At 40.7% G+C, this 22,020-nt stretch carries 12 protein-coding genes; all 12 read left to right on the top strand.

Annotated features, from left to right (window positions below):
• On the top strand, positions 1–559 hold a 559-nt coding region (locus tag HMPREF2728_RS05770), incomplete at its 5' end, for an SIALI-17 repeat-containing surface protein (RefSeq protein ID WP_148130281.1).
• Positions 560–1,199: 640 nt separating this feature from the next.
• Entirely contained in the window at positions 1,200–4,454 is a 3,255-nt protein-coding gene (locus HMPREF2728_RS05765; protein WP_075227319.1) for an SIALI-17 repeat-containing surface protein, read from the top strand.
• A gap of 293 nt (positions 4,455–4,747) precedes the next feature.
• Entirely contained in the window at positions 4,748–5,446 is a 699-nt protein-coding gene (locus tag HMPREF2728_RS05760) for an N-acetylmannosamine-6-phosphate 2-epimerase (protein ID WP_075227318.1), read from the top strand.
• 117 nt (positions 5,447–5,563) lie between these two features.
• Positions 5,564–6,889, top strand: a complete 1,326-nt coding sequence (locus HMPREF2728_RS05755; RefSeq protein ID WP_061863813.1) for an ABC transporter substrate-binding protein — start codon at positions 5,564–5,566, stop codon at positions 6,887–6,889.
• Between the two features lie 233 nt (positions 6,890–7,122).
• Entirely contained in the window at positions 7,123–7,989 is an 867-nt protein-coding gene (locus HMPREF2728_RS05750; protein WP_075227343.1) for a carbohydrate ABC transporter permease, read from the top strand.
• A 15-nt stretch (positions 7,990–8,004) separates the two neighbouring features.
• Positions 8,005–8,847 carry a carbohydrate ABC transporter permease gene (locus HMPREF2728_RS05745; RefSeq protein WP_001183246.1) on the top strand — a complete coding sequence of 281 codons (843 nt, stop codon included), beginning with the start codon at positions 8,005–8,007 and terminating at the stop codon, positions 8,845–8,847.
• 200 nt (positions 8,848–9,047) lie between these two features.
• Complete coding sequence (locus HMPREF2728_RS05740; protein WP_075227317.1) at positions 9,048–9,500, top strand: NanQ anomerase/TabA/YiaL family protein; 453 nt, start codon at positions 9,048–9,050, stop codon at positions 9,498–9,500.
• Positions 9,501–9,520: 20 nt separating this feature from the next.
• The gene (locus HMPREF2728_RS05735) at positions 9,521–10,171 is read left to right on the top strand and encodes a DUF624 domain-containing protein (RefSeq protein WP_075227316.1); all 651 of its coding nucleotides are present in this window, start codon (positions 9,521–9,523) and stop codon (positions 10,169–10,171) included.
• 164 nt (positions 10,172–10,335) lie between these two features.
• A complete protein-coding gene (locus tag HMPREF2728_RS05730; RefSeq protein WP_075227315.1) occupies positions 10,336–11,253 on the top strand; it encodes a dihydrodipicolinate synthase family protein in 918 nt (305 codons plus the stop codon).
• A gap of 15 nt (positions 11,254–11,268) precedes the next feature.
• Entirely contained in the window at positions 11,269–12,153 is an 885-nt protein-coding gene (locus tag HMPREF2728_RS05725) for an ROK family protein (protein WP_075227314.1), read from the top strand.
• 312 nt (positions 12,154–12,465) lie between these two features.
• Positions 12,466–18,978, top strand: a complete 6,513-nt coding sequence (locus HMPREF2728_RS05720; protein WP_075227313.1) for an SIALI-17 repeat-containing surface protein — start codon at positions 12,466–12,468, stop codon at positions 18,976–18,978.
• 666 nt (positions 18,979–19,644) lie between these two features.
• The coding region (locus HMPREF2728_RS05715; protein WP_186822193.1) for an accessory Sec-dependent serine-rich glycoprotein adhesin at positions 19,645–22,020 on the top strand (2,376 nt) is incomplete at its 3' end.

Here is a 22,020-nt window from a genome sequence, read left to right as displayed (position 1 = left end):
GTTAGAAGTTCCAGAATACACAGGTGGCGTCAATGCAGTGGAAACTGCTAAGTTAGAATTTCCAGAGTATGCAGGTAGCGTCAATGGAGTAGAAGCCGCTAAGTTAGAAGTTCGAGAGTACACAGGTGGCGTGAATGGAGTAGAGGCCGCTAAGTTAGAAGTTCGAGAGTACACAGGTGGCGTGAATGGAGTAGAGGCCGCTAAGTTAGAATTTCCAGAGTACACAGGTGGCGTGAATGGAGTAGAAGCAGCAAGTTCAGAACTTCCAGCCTATGAAGGTGGCACTAATGCGGTAGAGGCTGTTAGTTCAGATATCCCAGCTTTTGCGGGTGGTGTAAACAGTGCTGAAGCTACTGTTCATGAAATCTCAGAGTATAAGGGAGAACAGTCAGTTGTGGTTCAGGCCATGGCACAAGATCGTACTTATCAAGCTCCTGCTGCTCGCCAGCACCTCCTTCCTGAAACAGGAAGTGAAGATGTTGCTCCTCTTGCCTCTTTAGGATTTGTAGGCATGCTCCTAGGTATGTTTGCCATGAGTAAGAAAAAAGAAGATCAATGAAATAGTTAAAACCAACGAAATTCATAGTGAAATTTGATCTTATATTAGAAAGGGTCGTGACTAGAACTAGTTACGACCTTTTTGATCTAGATAAATCAGGAGTCAAATAGTTAATACTCTTCGAAAATCTCTTCAAACCACGTCAGCTTCGCCTTGCCGTATATGTGTTACTGACTTCGTCAGTTTTATCCACAACCTCAAAACGGTGTTTTGAGCAACCTGCGGCTCTCTTCATAGTTTGCTCTTTGATTTTCATTGAGTATAAGTTTGAGATAAAGTTCATTAAAAAAACGATTCAACTGGATGAAGCAATTTTATGTTAGAAAAATCCAAAGCATCCGAAAGTAGTTTCAAATGTCCAATTTTATATTTCTAAAACTGAAAGTAAAATCTGTTCTATATTTATCTATCTTAAAATAGAGAAATTTATTATATAATGAGAATAAGATAAAATTTGAAAGGAGTAGGAGACTCTAGTTAACGATGGCATGATGATAGATTGTTGATCGTTAAGTGAGAGAAAATTTGAAAGAGCGAGTGTAACCATTCGTGAAAAAGTAATTTTTGTCATTTAGTCAGATGACTAAAAATTTTAATCAAAAAAGAAAGCGCTTTATTTTTGAAAATGAAAGGAAGAAAGATGAAGCATAATCAGTTGGATAGAAAACAACGATACGGAATTCGCAAATTTACAGTAGGAGCCGCTTCAGTCGTTATTGGAGCAGTTGTTTTTGGTGCATCGCCAGTATTGGCACAAGAAGCAACAGCTACCAATAAGGAAACGACAGAACTAGGAGTAGAGAAGGATCAGGCAGAAAAAGCAGTAGATACTGAAAAGAGTGCGACAGAGTCTAATGGGGTAGATACAGTCACACATACATCTACAGAAGCACATACTGGAACAGAGACAACTGCAACAGCAGAAACGGCAGAAGCAACTAGAGAAACCGAAAAAGATCCAGCTTCACTTCCACGTGATTACTATGCTAGAGAGTTGGAAAATGTCAATACTGTTCTTGAAAAGGAAGATGTAGAGACTAATGCTGCCAATAGCAATAGAATTGATCTGACAGAGCAATTGGACAAACTGAAACAGCTTCAAAATGCGACCATTCATATGGAGTTCAAACCAGATGCTTCTGCACCAGCATTTTACAACCTTTTCTCAGCCTCAAGTGATACGGTTCGAAATGAATATTTCACCATGGCTGTTTACAACAACGTTGCCTTGATTGAGGGCCGCGATCAAAACGGCGACCAATTTTATGATAGATACACAGACGCACCATTAACTGTCAAACCAGGTCAGTGGAACTCAGTAACCTTTACAGTTGAAAGACCAAGTGCAGATTCTCCAGATGGGCAAGTTCGTCTCTATGTAAACGGAGTTTTGTCACGAACAAGTAAGAAATCAGGACGCTTTATCAAAGATATGCCTGATGTAAATCATATGCAAATTGGTACCACAAATCGTGCAGGAAGTATGGTTTGGGGGGCAGGCTTACAAGTTCGTAATCTAACTGTTTACGATCGTGCCTTGAGTCCAGAAGAGGTTCAAAATCGTAGCTACCTCTTTGAAAGATCCGAATTAGAGAAAAAGCTTCCAGAAGGAGCTGAGATAACAGATAAAAAGGATGTTTTTGAAGCTGGTAAAAATGGGCAATCAAATCCAGATGGTATTAATAGCTATCGTATTCCAGCCCTCCTTAAGACTGACAAGGGAACTCTGATTGCTGGTGCTGACGAACGTCGCTTACACCACTATGATTGGGGTGATATCGGTATGGTCGTTAAACGAAGTGAAGACAAGGGCCAAACATGGGGCGATCGCATCACTCTTACCAATCTACGAGACAATCCAAAAGCTACTGATCCATCTGTTGGTTCACCAGTAAATATCGATATGGTTTTAGCCCAAGATACTGAAACCAAACGCATCTTTTCAGTCTATGATATGTTCCCAGAAGGAAAAGGTATCTTTGGGATGTCAGCTGAAAAAGAGGAAGCTTATAAAGAAATTGATGGGAAAACCTACCAAATTCTCTATCGTGAAGGAGAAAATGGGGCCTATACTATTCGTGAAAATGGTGTAGTCTACACACCAGATGGTCAGGCAACGGATTACCGTGTTGTTGTAAATCCTGTCAAGCCGGCTTATAGCGATAAAGGTGATCTTTATCAGGGTGAGCAGTTACTAGGAAATATCTATTTTACAAGTAATAAAACTTCTCCATTTAGAATTGCTAAAGACAGCTACCTATGGATGTCTTACAGTGATGATGATGGTAAAACTTGGTCTGCACCACAAGATATTACTCCAATGGTCAAAGCTGATTGGATGAAATTCTTAGGTGTGGGACCTGGAGTGGGCATTACCCTCCAGAATGGACCTCATAAAGGTCGGATCGTCGTTCCTGTCTATACGACGAATAGAACAAACCACCTCAATGGTTCTCAATCATCTCGTATCATCTACTCAGATGACCATGGTAAGACTTGGCATATGGGTGGCGGTGTCAATGATAACCGTACACTTTATGATGGTACAGTAGTTGATTCAAGTAACATGAACAATTACTATGCTCAAAACACGGAGGCTTCAGTTGTTCAGCTGAACAATGGTCAGTTGAAACTCTTTATGCGTGGTTTGACTGGTGATTTGCAGGTTGCTACAAGTAATGATGGTGGTATTACATGGGATAACCATGTAGCGCGCTATGATGTACCAGATGTCTATGTTCAAATGGCAGCGACTCATACGGTTCAAGATGGTAAGGAGTATATCCTTCTAGCAAATGCCAATGGCCCAGGTCGTAAGAATGGTTACATTCGAGTGGCTCGCGTAGAAGAAGATGGCGAGTTGACTTGGCTGCATCATCATTTGATTCAAGAAGGGGAGTATGCCTATAACTCACTTCAACAGATCGGACCAAAAGAATTTGGTCTCTTGTACGAACATCATGAAGCTGGAGGCAATCCTTATACTCTATCCTTCAAGAAATTCAACTGGGATTTCCTAACGAAGGAAAGAATTTCTCCTAAAGAAGCCAAAGTTAAAAATGTTATTGAAAAATGGCCAGGAATTCTTGCAGTAGAATTTGATTCAGAAGTTTTGGTTAACAAAATCCCAACACTTCAGTTGGCAAATGGTAAAAAAGTAAACTTCATGACCCAGTACGATACGAAGACTTTGCTATTTACAATAGACAAGTCAGATCTAGGTCAGGAGATAACTGGACTTGCTTCTGGAGCGATCGAGAGTATGCACAACCTTCCAGTGAGTCTTGAAGGAGCAGGTATTCCTGGAGCTGCCAACGGTAGTGAAGCTGCTGTTAACGAAGTACCAGAATTCACAGGTGGTGTTAATGGTGTAGAAGCTGCGACTGCTGAACTTCCAGAATTTACTGGTGGAGTCAATGGTAGTGAAGCAGCTGTAACGGAGCTCCCAGAGTATACTGAACCTATTGGTACAGTAGGTGAAGAAGCAGCACCGATAGTAGAACTTCCAGAATTTGCAGGTGGTGTCAATGGTGTAGAAGCAGCAAAAGCAGAATCTCCAGAATTTGCAGGTGGAGTCAATGGTAGCGAAGCAGCTGTACATGAAGTCCCAGCATTCACGGGAAGTGTGAAGAATGACGTCGCGTCAACAGAAAAACCAGGATTTGTAGGCGATGTCAAAGGTTCAGAAGTAGCGAGCCCTAAAAATCCAGATCACAAAGATCAGCAGTCTATTGTATCTCAGGCTATGGCACAAGATAAGACCTATCAAGCACCTGCAGTTCGTCAAGATGTTCTTCCTAAGACAGGAAGTAAAGATGCCACTGCCCTTGCATCAGTAGGGCTTGTGGGGATGCTCCTTGGTATGTTTGCTTTGGGCAAGAAAAAAGAAGATTAGTCAAATAGTTGAAATTGAAGGTTTCCTTAGTGAAACTAAATCTTAGTTAGAAAGAGTCGTAACGAAAATTTGTTACGGCCTTTTTCTTTCATGTTTGCGAGAAAAAAGGGCTGTTTTCAAGATTTAAGAGTTGTTGGGATAGATTTTATGTGCCTGAAACTACTTTCAGAAGAAACTGTTGCATAAAATTGTTTTGAAACTTCAATCTATTCTAGCACAAGTTGTTGAAAGCGCTTTAATAATAAGCTATAATAGTCACATAAACACAAAGGAAAAGAAAAGGAGGAAAGTAGATGCCGCAAATTAGTAAAGAAGCCTTGATTGAACAAATCAAAGATGGAATCATCGTTTCTTGTCAGGCACTTCCTCATGAACCGCTCTACACAGAAGCGGGAGGAGTTATCCCCTTGTTGGTGAAAGCAGCTGAACAAGGTGGTGCAGTCGGTATCCGAGCAAACAGTGTTCGAGATATTAAGGAGATTAAAGAGGTCACTAAACTTCCGATTATCGGAATTATTAAACGTGATTATCCACCACAGGAACCATTCATCACAGCGACTATGAGAGAGGTAGATGAACTAGCAGCTCTTGACATCGAAGTCATTGCTCTTGACTGTACCAAACGTGAACGTCATGATGGCTTAGAGATCCAAGAATTTATCCGCCAAATCAAAGAAAAATATCCAAATCAACTCTTGATGGCTGACACAAGTACCTTTGAGGAAGGTCTAACAGCAGTTGAATCGGGAATTGACTTTGTCGGAACAACCTTGTCAGGTTACACATCTTACAGTCCAAAAGTGGACGGCCCAGACTTTGAACTCATCAAGAAACTCTGCGACGCAGGGGTGGACGTCATCGCCGAAGGTAAGATTCACACACCAGAACAAGCTAAGCAAATCCTAGGTTACGGGGTGCGTGGTATCGTAGTTGGTGGCGCTATTACTAGACCAAAAGAGATCACGGAACGATTTGTTGCGGGTCTTAAATAACACAATATAAAAAACGAGGAGAGTGGTTGATTAGTAGGAAAAAATGAAAACATATACAAAGTCCACATTACTCATTATCCGATTCGGATACGCTTATCATCATTTAGGAGAATACAAATGAAATTTAAAAAACTAGCTTGTACAGTACTTGCGGGTGCTGCGGTTCTATCTCTTGCTGCTTGTGGCAAATCAGATGCAAATAAAGATGCGGCTAGCTCAGGTAGTGACAGTGGAAAAACTGAAATCACTTGGTGGGCATTCCCAGTCTTTACTCAAGAAAAAACTGGCGATGGTGTAGGAACTTATGAAAAATCTATCATCGAAGCTTTTGAAAAAGCAAATCCAGATGTTAAAGTTAAACTAGAAACAATCGACTTCAAATCTGGACCTGAAAAGATCACTACAGCAATCGAAGCTGGAACTGCGCCAGACGTACTCTTTGACGCACCAGGACGTATCATCCAATACGGTAAAAATGGTAAATTGGCTGAGTTGAACGACCTCTTTACAGATGAATTTGTTAAAGATGTTAACAACGAAAACATCATCCAAGCAAGCAAAGCTGGTGATAAAGCTTACATGTATCCAATCAGTTCTGCACCATTCTACATGGCGATGAACAAGAAAATGTTGGAAGATGCAGGAGTTGCAAACCTTGTAAAAGAAGGTTGGACAACTGATGACTTTGAAAAAGTTTTGAAAGCGCTTAAAGATAAAGGATATACACCAGGTTCATTGTTCAGTTCAGGTCAAGGGGGAGACCAAGGAACACGTGCCTTCATCGCTAACCTTTATGGCGGTTCTGTAACTGACAAAGATGTAACTAAGTATACAACTGATGATCCTAAATTCGTTAAAGGTCTTGAAAAAGCATCAAGCTGGATCAAAGATGGTTTGTTGAACAACGGTTCACAATTTGACGGTGGAGCAGATATCCAAAACTTTGCAAATGGTCAAACTTCTTACACAATCCTTTGGGCACCAGCTCAAAATGGTATCCAAGCTAAACTTTTGGAATCAAGTAAAGTAGAAGTGGTAGAAGTACCATTCCCATCTGATTCAGGTAAACCAGCTCTTGAATACCTTGTAAATGGATTTGCAGTATTTAACAACAAAGACGAAAAGAAAGTCGCAGCAGCTAAGAAATTCATCCAATTCATCGCAGATGACAAAGAATGGGGTCCTAAAGACGTAGTTCGTACAGGCGCATTCCCAGTTCGTACTTCATTTGGTAAACTTTACGATGACAAACGTATGGAAACAATCGGTAGCTGGACTCAATACTACTCACCATACTACAACACAATCGATGGATTTGCTGAAATGAGAACACTTTGGTTCCCAATGTTGCAAGCTGTATCAAATGGTGACGAACAACCTGCCGCAGCATTGAAAGCATTCACTGAAAAAGCGAATGAAACAATCAAAAAAGCAGCTAAATAATAAGCCCTAAATAAAAACTGAGTTCCCCCCTTTTCCCTGAGCATATCTGTGTATGAAAAGGGGGACTTTTGTTTGAAATAGAAGCAACTGACAGGTCAAAATTAAAATGAAGTTTTTACATTGACGAATCTTAGAAAAATTTCATTTTGATTTTAGATCAGGGTCAGATAACAGTCAAAAAAACAAAACTATGTGAAAGTGAGGTGCCGACTGTGAAAATCAATAAAATTCGCATGCGGGAAACTATTATTTCCTATGCATTCCTAGCACCAGTATTAATCTTCTTTACCGTCTTCGTTTTAGCTCCAATGATCATGGGCTTCATCACTAGTTTCTTCAACTATTCGATGACTAGCTTTGAGTTTGTGGGCTTGGACAACTACATTCGTATGTTTAAAGACCCTGTCTTTACAAAATCTTTGATTAATACCGTAATCTTGGTTATCGGGTCTGTACCAGTCGTTGTACTCTTCTCGCTCTTTGTAGCATCACAAACTTACCAACAAAATGCCATCGCTAGATCTTTCTACCGTTTCGTCTTCTTCCTTCCTGTAGTAACAGGTAGTGTTGCCGTAACAGTAGTATGGAAATGGATCTACGATCCACTATCAGGTATTTTGAACTTCGTGCTTAAGTCAAGCCACATCATCAGCCAAAACATTTCTTGGTTGGGAGATAAAAACTGGGCTTTGATGGCGATTATGATTATCCTTTTGACAACATCAGTTGGTCAACCAATCATACTTTATATCGCTGCAATGGGTAATATTGATAACTCACTTGTAGAAGCAGCTCGTGTTGACGGTGCGACTGAGTTCCAAGTTTTCTGGAAGATTAAATGGCCAAGCCTTCTTCCAACAACTCTTTATATCGCAATCATTACAACAATCAACTCATTCCAGTGTTTCGCTTTGATTCAGCTTTTGACTTCCGGTGGTCCAAACTACTCAACAAGTACACTTATGTACTACCTATACGAAAAAGCCTTCCAATTGACTGAATATGGCTATGCCAATACTATTGGTGTATTCTTGGCAGTTATGATTGCCCTTGTCAGCTTCGCTCAATTCAAGATCCTAGGAAACGATGTAGAATACTAAGGAAAGGAGACAGCTATGCAACCTACACAACAAAAGAAACCATTAACAGCCTTTACTGTTATTTCAACAATCATTTTGCTCTTGTTGACTGTACTGTTTATCTTCCCATTCTACTGGATCTTGACAGGTGCATTCAAATCACAACCAGATACCATTATGATTCCACCACAATGGTTCCCTAAAGCTCCAACAATGGAGAACTTCCAACAATTGATGGTGCAAAACCCAGCCTTGCAATGGATGTGGAACTCAGTGTTCATTTCTTTAGTAACGATGTTCTTGGTTTGTGCAACCTCTTCACTAGCAGGTTATGTTTTGGCTAAGAAACGTTTCTATGGACAACGCATTCTCTTTGCAATCTTTATCGCTGCCATGGCTCTTCCAAAACAAGTTGTCCTTGTGCCATTGGTACGTATCGTCAACTTCATGGGAATCCATGACACTCTTTGGGCAGTTATCTTGCCTTTAATCGGATGGCCATTCGGGGTCTTCCTTATGAAACAGTTCAGTGAAAACATTCCGACAGAATTGCTGGAATCTGCTAAAATCGATGGATGTGGCGAGATTCGTACCTTCTGGAGCGTAGCCTTCCCTATCGTGAAGCCAGGATTTGCAGCTCTTGCAATCTTTACCTTCATCAATACTTGGAATGACTACTTCATGCAATTGGTAATGTTGACTTCACGTCAAAACTTGACCATCTCACTCGGGGTTGCGACTATGCAGGCCGAGATGGCAACCAACTACGGTTTGATCATGGCAGGTGCTGCCCTTGCAGCTGTGCCAATCGTAACAGTCTTCCTTGTCTTCCAAAAATCCTTCACTCAAGGGATTACTATGGGAGCTGTCAAAGGATAGTACTCTGCGAAAATTGAATATAGTACAAATTGTTTATCAGTATGCTGCAGTATAGTTGATAGACTAAGAGAATACAGGATATATAAGTGTCTACAAAATGGAGAGGAGTTGTTTACTTCATGAAGTTTTGTTAGACACTTATAAACTTACTGGCTAGACATCTTATGTCTGAAGGTAACAATCAGGTAAAGGAAATTACTATGATTTTTGATGATTTAAAAAACATTAGCTTTTACAAGGGAATTCACCCAAATCTGGACAAGGCTATTGATTATCTCTGTGAGCGTCGTAAGGATAGCTTTGAATTAGGCAAATACGAGATTGATGGAGATAAGGTCTTTCTAGTTGTACAGGAAAATGTTCTCAACCAAGAAGAAAATGATCGCTTTGAGCATCATAAAAACTATGCAGATTTGCATTTGTTAGTTGAAGGACATGAATATTCTAGTTACGGTTCTCGCATCAAAGATGAGGCTGTAACCTTTGACGATGCTAGCGATATCGGCTTTGTTCATTGTCATGAACAATACCCGCTTTTGTTGGGTTATCACAATTTTGCAGTCTTTTTCCCAGGTGAACCTCATCAGCCTAATGGCTATGCAGGTATGGAAGATAAAGTTCGCAAATACTTATTTAAAATTTTAATCGATTAGTCAGTTAGGAGGAGCAAACAATGGCACATAAAGGATCTGGATTGATAAAAGCAGCATTCGATACGGATAACTTTCTTATGCGATTTTGTGAGAAGGTTTTAGACATCGTGACGGTCAACCTACTCTTTGTTGTGTCTTGTTTGCCTATTGTGACAATCGGAGTAGCAAAAATTAGTCTCTATCAGACAATCTTCGAAGTTAAGAGTAGTCGTCGTGTTCCAGTTTTTAAAACATATATGAGAGCCTTTAAGCAAAATTTGAAATTAGGTCTCCAGTTAGGTTTGTTGGAATTAGGAATTTTTCTGATTAGCGTGGTTGACTTATCTCTATTCTGGGGGCAAACAGGCCTAGGCTTTCAGCTCATTAAAGCCATTTGCTTGGGAATTCTGATATTTTTAACCCTAGTTATGTTGGCTAGCTATCCTATCGCAGCGCGTTACGAATTGACTTGGAAAGAAGTGCTTCAAAAGGGCTTGCTCTTAGTTAGCTTTAACTTCGTGTGGTTCTTCTTGATGCTTGCGATTATTTTATTAATCATTATGATTCTCTATCTATCAGGCTTTACTCTAGTACTCGGTGGATCAGCATTTCTACTTTTTGGCTTTGGCCTTCTTGCCTTTTGCCAAGCTGGATTAATGGAAAAATTGTTTGCTAAATATCAAGCAGATTGAAAATGATATGAAACTACTTTCAAACATGAAAAGCTATGGGAGATGAATAGAAATTAAAATCTAAGTGGCTTGGATGTATTGAAAGCGCTTTTCACAAGGTGTATACTAAAATAGTAAAAAATCATCTGCTCAGGGCAGAAAATAAGAAATCTTAGGAGAAATCTATGTCAGATTTAAAAAAATATGAAGGTGTCATTCCTGCCTTCTACGCATGTTATGATGATGCGGGCGAAGTAAGCCCAGAACGTACTCGTGCTTTGGTGCAATACTTTATTGATAAAGGTGTTCAAGGGCTTTATGTCAATGGCTCTTCAGGTGAATGTATCTACCAAAGCGTAGAAGACCGCAAATTAATCTTAGAAGAAGTTATGGCAGTTGCAAAAGGTAAATTGACCATCATTGCTCACGTAGCTTGTAACAATACCAAAGATAGTATTGAATTGGCTCGCCATGCTGAAAGTTTGGGAGTAGATGCTATCGCAACAATCCCACCAATTTACTTCCGTTTGCCTGAGTACTCAGTAGCAAAATACTGGAATGACATCAGCGCTGCAGCTCCAAACACAGACTATGTCATCTACAACATTCCTCAATTGGCAGGTGTTGCTTTGACTCCAAGCCTTTACACAGAGATGTTGAAAAACCCACGTGTTATCGGTGTTAAGAACTCTTCAATGGCAGTTCAAGATATTCAAACATTCGTTAGCCTTGGTGGTGAAGACCGTATCGTCTTTAACGGTCCGGATGAGCAGTTCCTAGGAGGACGTCTCATGGGAGCAAAAGCTGGTATCGGTGGTACTTATGGTGCTATGCCAGAACTCTTCTTGAAACTCAACCAATTGATTGCAGATAAAGACCTAGAAACAGCGCGTGAATTGCAATATGCTATCAACGCTATCATCGGTAAATTGACTGCAGCACATGGTAATATGTACTGTGTCATCAAAGAAGTCTTGAAAATCAATGAAGGACTTAATATCGGATCAGTTCGTTCTCCACTTACACCAGTGACCGAAGAAGATCGTCCAGTTGTAGAAGCAGCTGCGGCATTGATTCGTGAAACTAAGGAGCGTTTCCTCTAATCAACAGGAGGCTTTATGACTAATTACGTTGCAATTGATATTGGTGGAACTAATATCAAATACGGTTTAATTGACCAAGATGGACAACTTGTAGAGTCTAACGAAGTAGCGACTGAGGCGCACAAGGGTGGTCCACACATCTTACAGAAAACAAAAGATATTGTAGCTAGCTATCTAGAAAAAGGACCAGTGTCAGGTGTAGCCATTTCCTCAGCGGGAATGGTTGATCCTGATAAGGGTGAGATTTTCTACGCTGGTCCACAGATTCCAAATTATGCCGGAACCCAATTTAAAAAGGAAATTGAAGGAAGTTTTGGAATTCCATGTGAGATTGAAAATGATGTCAACTGCGCAGGGTTAGCAGAAGCGGTTTCTGGATCTGGAAAAGGTGCAGGAATAACGCTATGTCTGACCATTGGAACAGGTATCGGCGGTTGCTTAATCATTGATGGCCAAGTCTTCCATGGATTTAGTAATTCTGCCTGTGAAGTTGGCTATATGCATATGCAAGATGGGGCTTTCCAAGATTTAGCTTCTACAACTGCCTTGGTTGAGTATGTCGCTAAGGCTCATGGTGAAGAAGTAGCCCATTGGAATGGTCGTAGAATTTTCAAAGAAGCTACAGAAGGCAATAAACTCTGTATGGAGGGAATTGACCGTATGGTAGACTATCTTGGGAAAGGTCTTGCTAACATTTGTTATGTTGCCAATCCTGAGGTTGTTATACTAGGTGGTGGTATTATGGGGCAGGAAGCGATTTTGAAACCAAAAATTCGTAAAGCTCTAAAAAATGCGCTTGTTCCAAGTCTAGCGGAAAAAACAAGATTAGAATTTGCGCATCATCAAAATACTGCAGGTATGCTTGGTGCATACTATCACTTCAAAACAAAACAATCCTAATCTGGCCTTGCCACTTTAGGATTTTTTAGTCATAAACAGTAAAATAATCATTTAGTAAAAATCTAGTTAAAACTTTGAAAACCCTTGCATTTTTTAATATAACATAGTATATTTATAATAATGCGAAAACTCCTTGCTAATGGAAGCATTATTTTATTTTTTGAAAATGTAAGCGATTTCTACAACCTTATATTTACTCAAAATAAATAGCTCAGAGAAAGAATTTTAAGCTAGGGGATCAAACAAAAATTGTCGCCAGATAACACTGGGCTCGGGCAGTAGCTGACTGCTCTAGAAGATTAGGAGTATTTGATGAAACAATATTTTTTAGAAAAAGGTCGAATATTTAGTATTCGTAAACTGACTGTTGGTGTTGCTTCTGTAGCAGTCGGTCTTGCTTTTTTTGCATCTGGTAATGTTGCGGCTAGTGAACTTGTGACAGAACCAAAACTTGAAGTAGATAGTCAAGCAAAAGAAGTAGCAGATGTAGATCATGAAAAAGAAGAAGCAGTCAAAGAAGAAGTAACTGAAAAAACAGAACCCGCTGTCGAGAAAGTGGCAGAGGAAGGAAAAACTGCTGAAGTGGCTGGCGATTTACTCCCTGAAGAAATCCCTGATCGTGCTTATCCTGATACACCAGTGAAAAAAGTGGATACTGCAGCTATTGTATCAGAAAAAGATAGCCCACAAGTAGAGACTAAGAGCATTTTGAAACCTACAGAAGCAGCTCCATCTGAAGGCGAAAAAGAAAATAGAGCTATTATCAATGGCGGACAAGACCTTAAGCATATCAATTATGAAGGTCAACCAGCTACATCTGCTACTATGGTTTATTCAATCTTTAGCTCACCTTTGGCCAATGGCGGTAGTCAGCGATACCTTAATTCAGGCTCAGGTATCTTTGTTGCTCCAAATGTCATCTTGACAGTGGCCCACAACTTCTTGGTCAAGGATGCGGATACTAATGCAGGCTCTATCCGTGGTGGTGACACGGCTAAGTTCTATTACAATGTAGGTTCAAATACTGCTAAGAATAATTCTTTGCCAAGCTCAGGAAATACTGTTTTGTTCAAGGAAAAGGATATTCATTTCTGGAATAAAGAAAAATTCGGTGAAGGCTATAAGAATGACCTAGCCTTAGTTGTAGCTCCAGTTCCACTTTCAATTGCAAGTCCAAATAAGGCAGCTACCTTTACTCCTTTAGCAGAGCATCGAGAATACAAAGCTGGAGAACCTGTTAGCACCATCGGTTACCCTACAGATTCAACTTCTCCAGAATTGAAGGAACCAATTGTTCCAGGTCAATTGTATAAGGCTGACGGTGTTGTCAAAGGTACTGAAAAGTATGATGATAAGGGAACAGTTGGTGTCACTTATCGTTTGACTTCTGTATCAGGTCTTTCAGGTGGTGGGATTATCAACGGTGATGGTAAGGTCATTGGGATCCACCAACGTGGAACTGTCGATAATGCAAACATTGCTGAAAAAGATCGCTTTGGAGGAGGGCTTGTCCTCTCACCAGAACAATTGGCATGGGTCAAAGAAATCATTGACAAGTACGGTGTTAAAGGCTGGTATCAAGGCGATAACGGCAATCGTTATTACTTCACTCCAGAGGGAGAAATGCTTCGAAATAAAACAGCTGTTATCGGTGAAAACAAATATTCCTTCGATGAAAGTGGTGTAGCGACTCTCCTTGAAGGTGTTGATTATGGACGAGTTGTTGTCGAACACCTAGACCAAAATGATAATCCAGTCAAAGAAAACGATACTTTTGTTGAAAAGACAGAAGTTGGAACTCAGTTCGACTATAACTATAAAACAGAAATTGAAAAGACTGACTTCTTCAAGAAGAATAAAGAAAAATATGAGATTGTATCGATTGACGGCAAAACTGTCAATAAGCAACTAAAAGACGCTTGGGAAGATGATTATAGCGTTGTGAGCAAGGCTCCTGCAGGAACTCGCGTTATCAAGGTTGTTTATAAGGTCAATAAAGGTTCCTTTGACGTTCATTATCGTTTGAAAGGTACCGACCAAGAATTAGCAGCTGCGACTGTGGATAATAACGATGGTAAAGAATATGAAGTTTCCTTTGTTCATAGATTCCAAGCCAAAGAAATTGCAGGCTACCGTGCAGTCAATGCAAGCCAAGAAGCAACAATCCAACATAAAGGAGTGAACCAAGTTATTTTTGAATACGAAAAGATTGAAGATCCAAAACCAGTAACTCCTGCAACTCCAGTAGTGGATCCAAAAGACGAAGAAACAGAAATTGGAAACTATGGACCACTACCAAGCAAGGCTCAATTGGACTACCATAAAGAAGAATTGGCTGCCTTCATCCACTATGGAATGAACACTTACACCAACTCTGAGTGGGGTAACGGTAGAGAAAATCCTCAAAACTTTAATCCAACAAACCTTGATACAGACCAGTGGATTAAGACTTTGAAGGATGCTGGGTTCAAACGAACAATCATGGTTGTCAAACACCACGACGGTTTTGTAATTTATCCATCTAAATACACAGACCATACGGTAGCTGCAAGTCCATGGAAAGACGGTAAGGGAGACCTTCTCGAAGAAATCTCTAAATCAGCAACGAAATATGACATGAATATGGGTGTTTACCTATCACCATGGGATGCCAATAACCCTAAATATCATGTTTCAACTGAAAAAGAGTACAACGAATACTACCTCAACCAGCTCAAGGAAATCCTTGGCAATCCTAAATACGGAAATAACGGTAAATTTATCGAAGTTTGGATGGACGGTGCGCGTGGTAGCGGAGCTCAAAAAGTAACCTACACCTTTGACGAGTGGTTCAAGTACATTAAGGAAGCTGAAGGAGATATCGCTATTTTCTCTGCTCAACCAACAAGTGTCCGTTGGATCGGTAATGAACGTGGTATCGCTGGAGATCCAGTTTGGCATAAGGTTAAGAAAGCTAAAATCACTGACGATGTGAAGAATGAATATCTCAACCATGGAGACCCAGAAGGAGATATGTACTCTGTCGGTGAAGCAGACGTTTCTATTCGTTCAGGTTGGTTCTACCATGACAATCAACAACCAAAATCAATCAAAGATTTGATGGATATCTACTTCAAGTCTGTTGGTCGTGGAACACCGCTTCTTCTCAATATTCCACCAAACAAAGAAGGTAAATTCGCAGATGCAGACGTGGCTCGCTTGCAAGAATTCCGAGCAACCTTGGACCAAATGTATGCGACTGACTTCGCAAAGGGAGCAACTGTAACGGCAAGCTCTACCCGTAAGAATCACTTGTATCAAGCAAGTAACCTAACCGATGGTAAGGATGATACTAGTTGGGCATTGTCAAATGATGCGAAGACAGGTGAATTTACTGTCGATCTCGGTCAAAAGAGACGCTTTGACGTAGTCGAACTCAAAGAAGATATCGCTAAAGGTCAACGTATCTCTGGATTTAAGGTTGAAGTTGAGCTCAATGGTCGCTGGGTTCCATATGGAGAAGGTTCGACTGTTGGTTATCGTCGTCTTGTCCAAGGTCAACCTGTAGAAGCCCAAAAGATTCGTGTGACTATCACGAATTCACAAGCAACTCCTATTTTGACAAACTTCTCTGTTTATAAGACACCAAGTAGTATCGAAAAAACAGATGGCTATCCTCTAGGCTTGGATTACCATTCAAACACAACAGCTGACAAAGCAAATACAACCTGGTATGACGAATCTGAAGGCGTTCGTGGAACATCCATGTGGACCAATCAAAAAGATGCTAGCGTAACCTACCGTTTCAATGGAACTAAGGCTTATGTCGTATCTACAGTGGATCCAAATCACGGTGAAATGTCAGTTTATGTGGATGGTCAAAAGGTTGCAGACGTACAAACGAATAATGCAGCTCGTAAACGTAGCCAGATGGTTTATGAAACAGATGACTTGGCTCCAGGTGAACATACCATCAAACTCGTTAACAAAACTGGCAAAGCTATTGCAACTGAAGGTATCTACACGCTCAATAATGCTGGTAAAGGTATGTTTGAGTTGAAAGAAACAACCTATGAAGTTCAAAAAGGACAACCTGTCACTGTAACGATTAAACGTGTTGGTGGTAGCAAAGGAGCTGCAACAGTTCATGTCGTGACTGAACCAGGAACAGGGGTTCATGGTAAAGTTTATAAGGATACAACAGCTGATTTGACCTTCCAAGATGGTGAAACAGAAAAAACGTTGACCATTCCGACAATTGACTTTACGGAGCAAGCTGACTCTATCTTTGACTTCAAAGTGAAAATGACGAGTGCTTCAGACGAAGCTTTGCTTGGATTTGCTTCAGAAGCAACGATTCGAGTGATGAAAGCTGAATTACTTCAAAAAGATCAAGTCAGTCATGATGATCAGGCACCTCAGCTTGACTATAGTCCAGGTTGGCACCATGAAACGAACTCAGCTGATAAATACCAAAATACAGAATCATGGGCATCGTTTGGACGTTTGACAGAAGAGCAGAAGAAAAATGCCAGCGTAACAGCCTACTTCTACGGAACAGGTCTTGAGATCAAAGGATATGTGGATCCAGGACATGGTATCTACAAAGTAACGTTAGACGGTAGAAAAGTCGAGTATCAAGATGGCCTGGGTAATGCTTCTGAGTACAACGGTAAGAAGTACTTCAGTGGGACAGCTGCCACACGTCAAGGTGATCAGACTCTCGTTCGTCTGACAGGGCTTGAAGAAGGTTGGCATGCTGTAACCTTGCAATTGGATCCAAAACGTAATGATACTACAAGAAACATTGGTATCCAAGTTGACCAGTTTATCACTCATGGAGAAGATAGTGCTCTTTATACCAAAGAAGAGTTGCTTCAAGCTATGAAGAACTGGAAAGATGAATTGGTTAAATTTGACCAAACAAGTTTGAAGAACACTCCAGAGGCGCGTCAAGCCTTCAAGTCAAACTTGGACAAATTATCAGAGCAACTTTCAGCAAGTGAAGCTAAACCACAAGAAGTTCTCAAAACAGCTACAGCCTTGCAAACGATCCTTGATAAGGAAGAGAACTACGGTGTCGAAGAAACGCCAGCCCAACCAGAAGAGCCTAACTATGATAAGGCCATGGCAAGTTTGGCAGAGGCCATTCAAAACAAGACCAAAGAACTAGGTGATGATAAAGAAGCTAAGAAGAAACTAGTTGAATTATCCGAGCAAGCTCTTACTGCTATTGAGGCAGCTAAGACTCAGGATGCGGTAGACAAAGCCTTGCAAGCAGCTCTAACTTCTATCAACCAACTTCAAGCGACTCCAAAAGAGGAACCAAAACCAGAGCAGCCAGCTCAGCCAGAAGAGTCTAAGATTGACTACGATAAGGCTATGGCAAGCTTGGCAGAGGCTATTCAAAATAAGACTAAAGAACTAGGTGATGATAAGGAAGCTAAGAAGAAACTAGTCGAGTTATCCGAGCAAGCTCTTACTGCTATCGAAGCAGCTAAGACACAGGATGCAGTAGACAAAGCCTTGCAAGCAGCTCTAACTTCTATCAACCAACTTCAAGCGACTCCAAAAGAGGAACCAAAACCAGAGCAGCCAGCTCAGCCAGAAGAGTCTAAGATTGACTACGATAAGGCTATGGCAAGCTTGGCAGAAGCTATTCAAAACAAGAGCAAGGAACTAGGCAACGATAAGGAAGCTAAGAAGAAACTAGTTGAGTTATCCGAGCAAGCTATTACTGCTATCGAAGCAGCCAAGACACAGGATGCAGTTGATAAGGCCTTACAAGCAGCTCTAACTTCAATCAACCAACTCCAAGCGACTCCGAAAGAGGATCCAAAACAAGAGGATCCAGCTCAGCCAGAAGAGTCTAAGATTGACTACGATAAGGCTATGGCAAGCTTGGCAGAGGCTATTCAAAATAAGACTAAAGAACTAGGTGATGATAAGGAAGCTAAGAAGAAACTAGTCGAGTTATCCGAGCAAGCTCTCACTGCAATCGAAGCAGCTAAAACTCAGGATGCAGTAGATAAAGCTTTGCAAGCAGCTCTAACTTCTATCAATCAACTCCAAGCGACTCCGAAAGAGGAAGCAAAACATTCAAATCTTCCGACTGAAGGTGTTAAAGAATTGAGCTTTACTCAACCAAGTCTTGAGGTAGTAGAAGAATCTACCAACTTCAAGACTGTTAAACGAGAAGATCCAACTCTGCCAGAAGGTGAAACTCGCGTAACTCAGGTAGGTCGTGCAGGCAAGGAACGTATCTTAACAGAAGTAGCACCAGATGGAAGCCGTATTGAAAAACTGCATGAAGTTGTTGAAGTGACGCAAGATGAGATTGTGCTAGTCGGAACTAAGAAAGAAGAATCAGGTAAAACAGAGGCAGCTATCCATGAAGTACCAGAGTTTACTGGTGGTGTAAATGGTTTGGAAGCAGCTATCCATGAAGTACCAGAGTTTACCGGTAGTGTGACTGGTTCTGGAGCAGCTATACATGAAGTACCAGAGTTTACTGGTAGTGTGAATGGTTCTGAAGCAGCTGTCCACAGAGTTCCAAACTTTGAAGGAGGAGTTCCTGGTGGACAAGCACCTATTCATCAAGTATCAGGATTTACTGGTGGTGTAAATGGTTCTGGAGCAGCTATTCAGGAGATTGCCGAACATAAGGAAGAACAGTCGCGTGTAGCTCAGGCTATATCACCAGATAAGACTTATCAAGCACCTGCAAATCGTCAAAATATTCTCCCTGAAACAGGCGCTAAAGAAACGGCTACTCTCGCAAGCTTGGGAGCTGTAGGAGCACTTCTTGGTCTAGCTGCAATGGGAAAGAAAAAAGAAGACGAATAGAATCTGTCAAACTCAAGAAATACTGTTGAGGAAGTATAGATTTTGTGGAAATTATTGCAGAATATTAAAAAACTACTGTAATAACTGTCCAAACTTTAGAGATTGAAACCAATAACTAATCTCAATTATAAAAAGCGAACAAAATGAGTTTTCTGAGAGTCAGAATTCCGTCTTGTTCGCTTTTTTGGCTCTTTGTCAATTGTGATGAGCAAGAATTTGGTCAAGGTTGAGAGTGCTAGGCATTTGCTTCTTAGTGATGTAGGTAAGTTTCACATGGGTGTAAATCTTCTAGAAAGCTTAAACTCAATCTGCTGATTTTTAAGAGCAAACAAACTGTTCACAGACTGCTAGTTATGCATGTTTAAGCTTTTAAAACAGATTCTAGAAGGATTGGATTGCATTTTCTACTATACTATCCAGTTCGCTTTTTGCAGTTCACGTTTATGCTTGGTACAGTATGGGACAAGTGTTTAAAAGAGTGATTATCCTTGTACACTAGTGTCCATTTTCACAATTTTTCATGACTTTAAAAAATCAGTATTTTACAGCTTTTGTGCCGAACTTCTCCTTTTTATAGTATTTAAGTGGTTTAAGGTCAAATTGCTTGCTTTTGTCTACTAATCATGTATAATGGGGGTGGATAATAATGAAAAAAAGGAGACTGCAATGTTTTTTAAACGTTCAAACGGTGAATTCCGTGAAACCGATCGTGTGACTCGGTTCAAATTGATTAAGTCGGGTAAGAATTGGTTGCGCGCATCTACTTCGAACTTTGGGCTTCTAAAAGTGATTCGTGGTCAAGTCGAAGAGACTATTGTAGCCGAAGTGCATGAAGATGCGGTGTCAGAAAAGGGACTGACAAGTCGAGGATTCTTAAAAGGGATCGTCGTGGCTGCAGCTGTTCTTAGTGCGACATCGCTTGTACATACTGGTTATGCAGATGAACTAGGAAAAGATGCAACAACTGCATCAGCTTTGGTTAGTGCACCTGCAGTTACAACAGAGTCAGAATCATTGAGTGAGCAAGGTTCTACGGACCAATCAGCAACTCTAAATGAATCTGCTACTGAAACAAAAGAAGATACAGTGGTTTCATCTGAACTAGTTGCAGATGCTCCTGTGTCTGAAGACAAAGCAATCTTGGAACAAAATGCTTCTGAAGCAGCTTTGTTGATTAACATCGCTGAAAAATACGCATCAAACCATCAAGATGCAGATCAAAAAGCAGCGATCCATGCGGCTGTTGCTAACCTTCAATCAGAATTGTCTGCAAGCACTAGTTTGGCCAATGCAACTGCTCAAGCTTATGCAGATCAACGTGCACGTTTGAGCAAGTCAGTGGATGAGCTGATGGCAGTCTTAACAGTAGCAGGCTTTGAAGGGAACACCACTGTTAACGGAGCATCTGCAGTATCAGCACAACTGGATGCTATCTCAACTTCAAATACACTGACAGCATCATCTGTTTCTCCAAAAATGGATGAACCAAATGGAGCTTCAATTGAGGATCCAGCATGGGATAATGCAAATTATCAATTGGATCCAAATACAGATCGCTATACTTATTCAATCTGGGATCTTCAAAACTGGGCAGGTCCTGCAAATCAAGGTGGTGTTACCTATAACAATGGTGGCTACTATATCACCTTCTCAGTAGACCGTTCTGCTGTAGGAACGACAAAGACGCCAACTGTTCATGCCCGTTTGGTAGAAAAAACTACGGGCAAAGAAGTAGAAACTTTGGATATGACTGCCAAGTCAATTTACCAATTTAAGACCTTGGTGCAAGAAAATCCAACTTATGCACCTCAATTTGAATATACTTTTGGAGAAGCTTCACAAATTCTGGGAACATGGACTAACAATCGCGATGCTGGTCCAACTTCTGATGACAGATATAAACACCATATTCTTCAAGTTCGTGATACGGTTAAACCAGGAAATGTTGGAGAAACAAAACCGAATGTTCAAACGGTCATCCCAATTGAAAAAGTAACCCATACCACCCACTATAAGGTAGAGGGTACGAACGAAGAATTAGCTTCATATAGTCAGACCGGTATTGAAAGCCAAGACTACAAGGCATCTAATCCGCGTTCATTTGAAGGCTACGAGTTCGTACGTACGGATGCTGAAAAGGATATGACGGGATCTCTAGGTGGTGTCGGAGCTAAATACCTAGAACTCCAAGGTGGACGCGCTCACTACTATGTCAAACGTATTGTAGAACAAGTAGATAAAGATGGTACATCTGTTGTTAAATTGTATGCTTTAGATCCTTCGAAGGTGTCATCATATAGCCCGGCAACTGATGTAAATAATCTTAATTTAGATAACTATACATTGTTGTATACCTCAGATCCTGTTAAACCAGGAGGTAAGCCAACACCTGCTGGAACAAAAGATGCCTTAAATGATCTGGGATATGTTGACAGTAAGGATGGGCAATACCGTCTTCGTGTACAAACATATACTGATAGTGGAAATGGGAATGTGCGCTTGAGTGGTTGGTACAATAAGGCTACTGGGGATGCCTTTACAGCCTCACCACAATTTTCAGCAGATGTCGATCCTGTTCGAAACAACACTTCCAACATCATTGGTGGGAATACACCAGGAGATAAAGCTTCAGGCTATCCATCATTCTTCAACAACTACTCACTTCCTTCTATTAAACAAATTTTTACCGATGTAACTCACTACTACCGTAAAACAGATGCTACAGGTAATGTTTACGTGCATTATCAAGATACAGAAGGTAAGACTATTAAGCCAGATGTAACCGATGAAAAAGATCAACCAGTTAATAAGGTCTACGATACAGTTGTAGACAATCGTCCGAACGAGATTACATTCGAAGGTAAGACTTACGAGTTAGTCCCAGCTGGTAACTACACAGTAGGTGAAGTTGATGACCAAGGACATCTTACATCATCAGATCCAACAACAGGTGCAGTTGCTAAAGAGGATAAGAATGTAACTTACATCTACAAACTTAAAGAAGGTGAAGTTGTTATCACTTATGTAGATGAAAATGGTAAA

The organism is Streptococcus sp. HMSC061D10 (assembly GCF_001808865.1).
In the GTDB taxonomy this organism is placed as follows: domain Bacteria; phylum Bacillota; class Bacilli; order Lactobacillales; family Streptococcaceae; genus Streptococcus.
The sequence above is the reverse complement of the archived record's forward strand: the minus strand, read 5'-3'. Positions and strand labels throughout refer to the sequence as shown.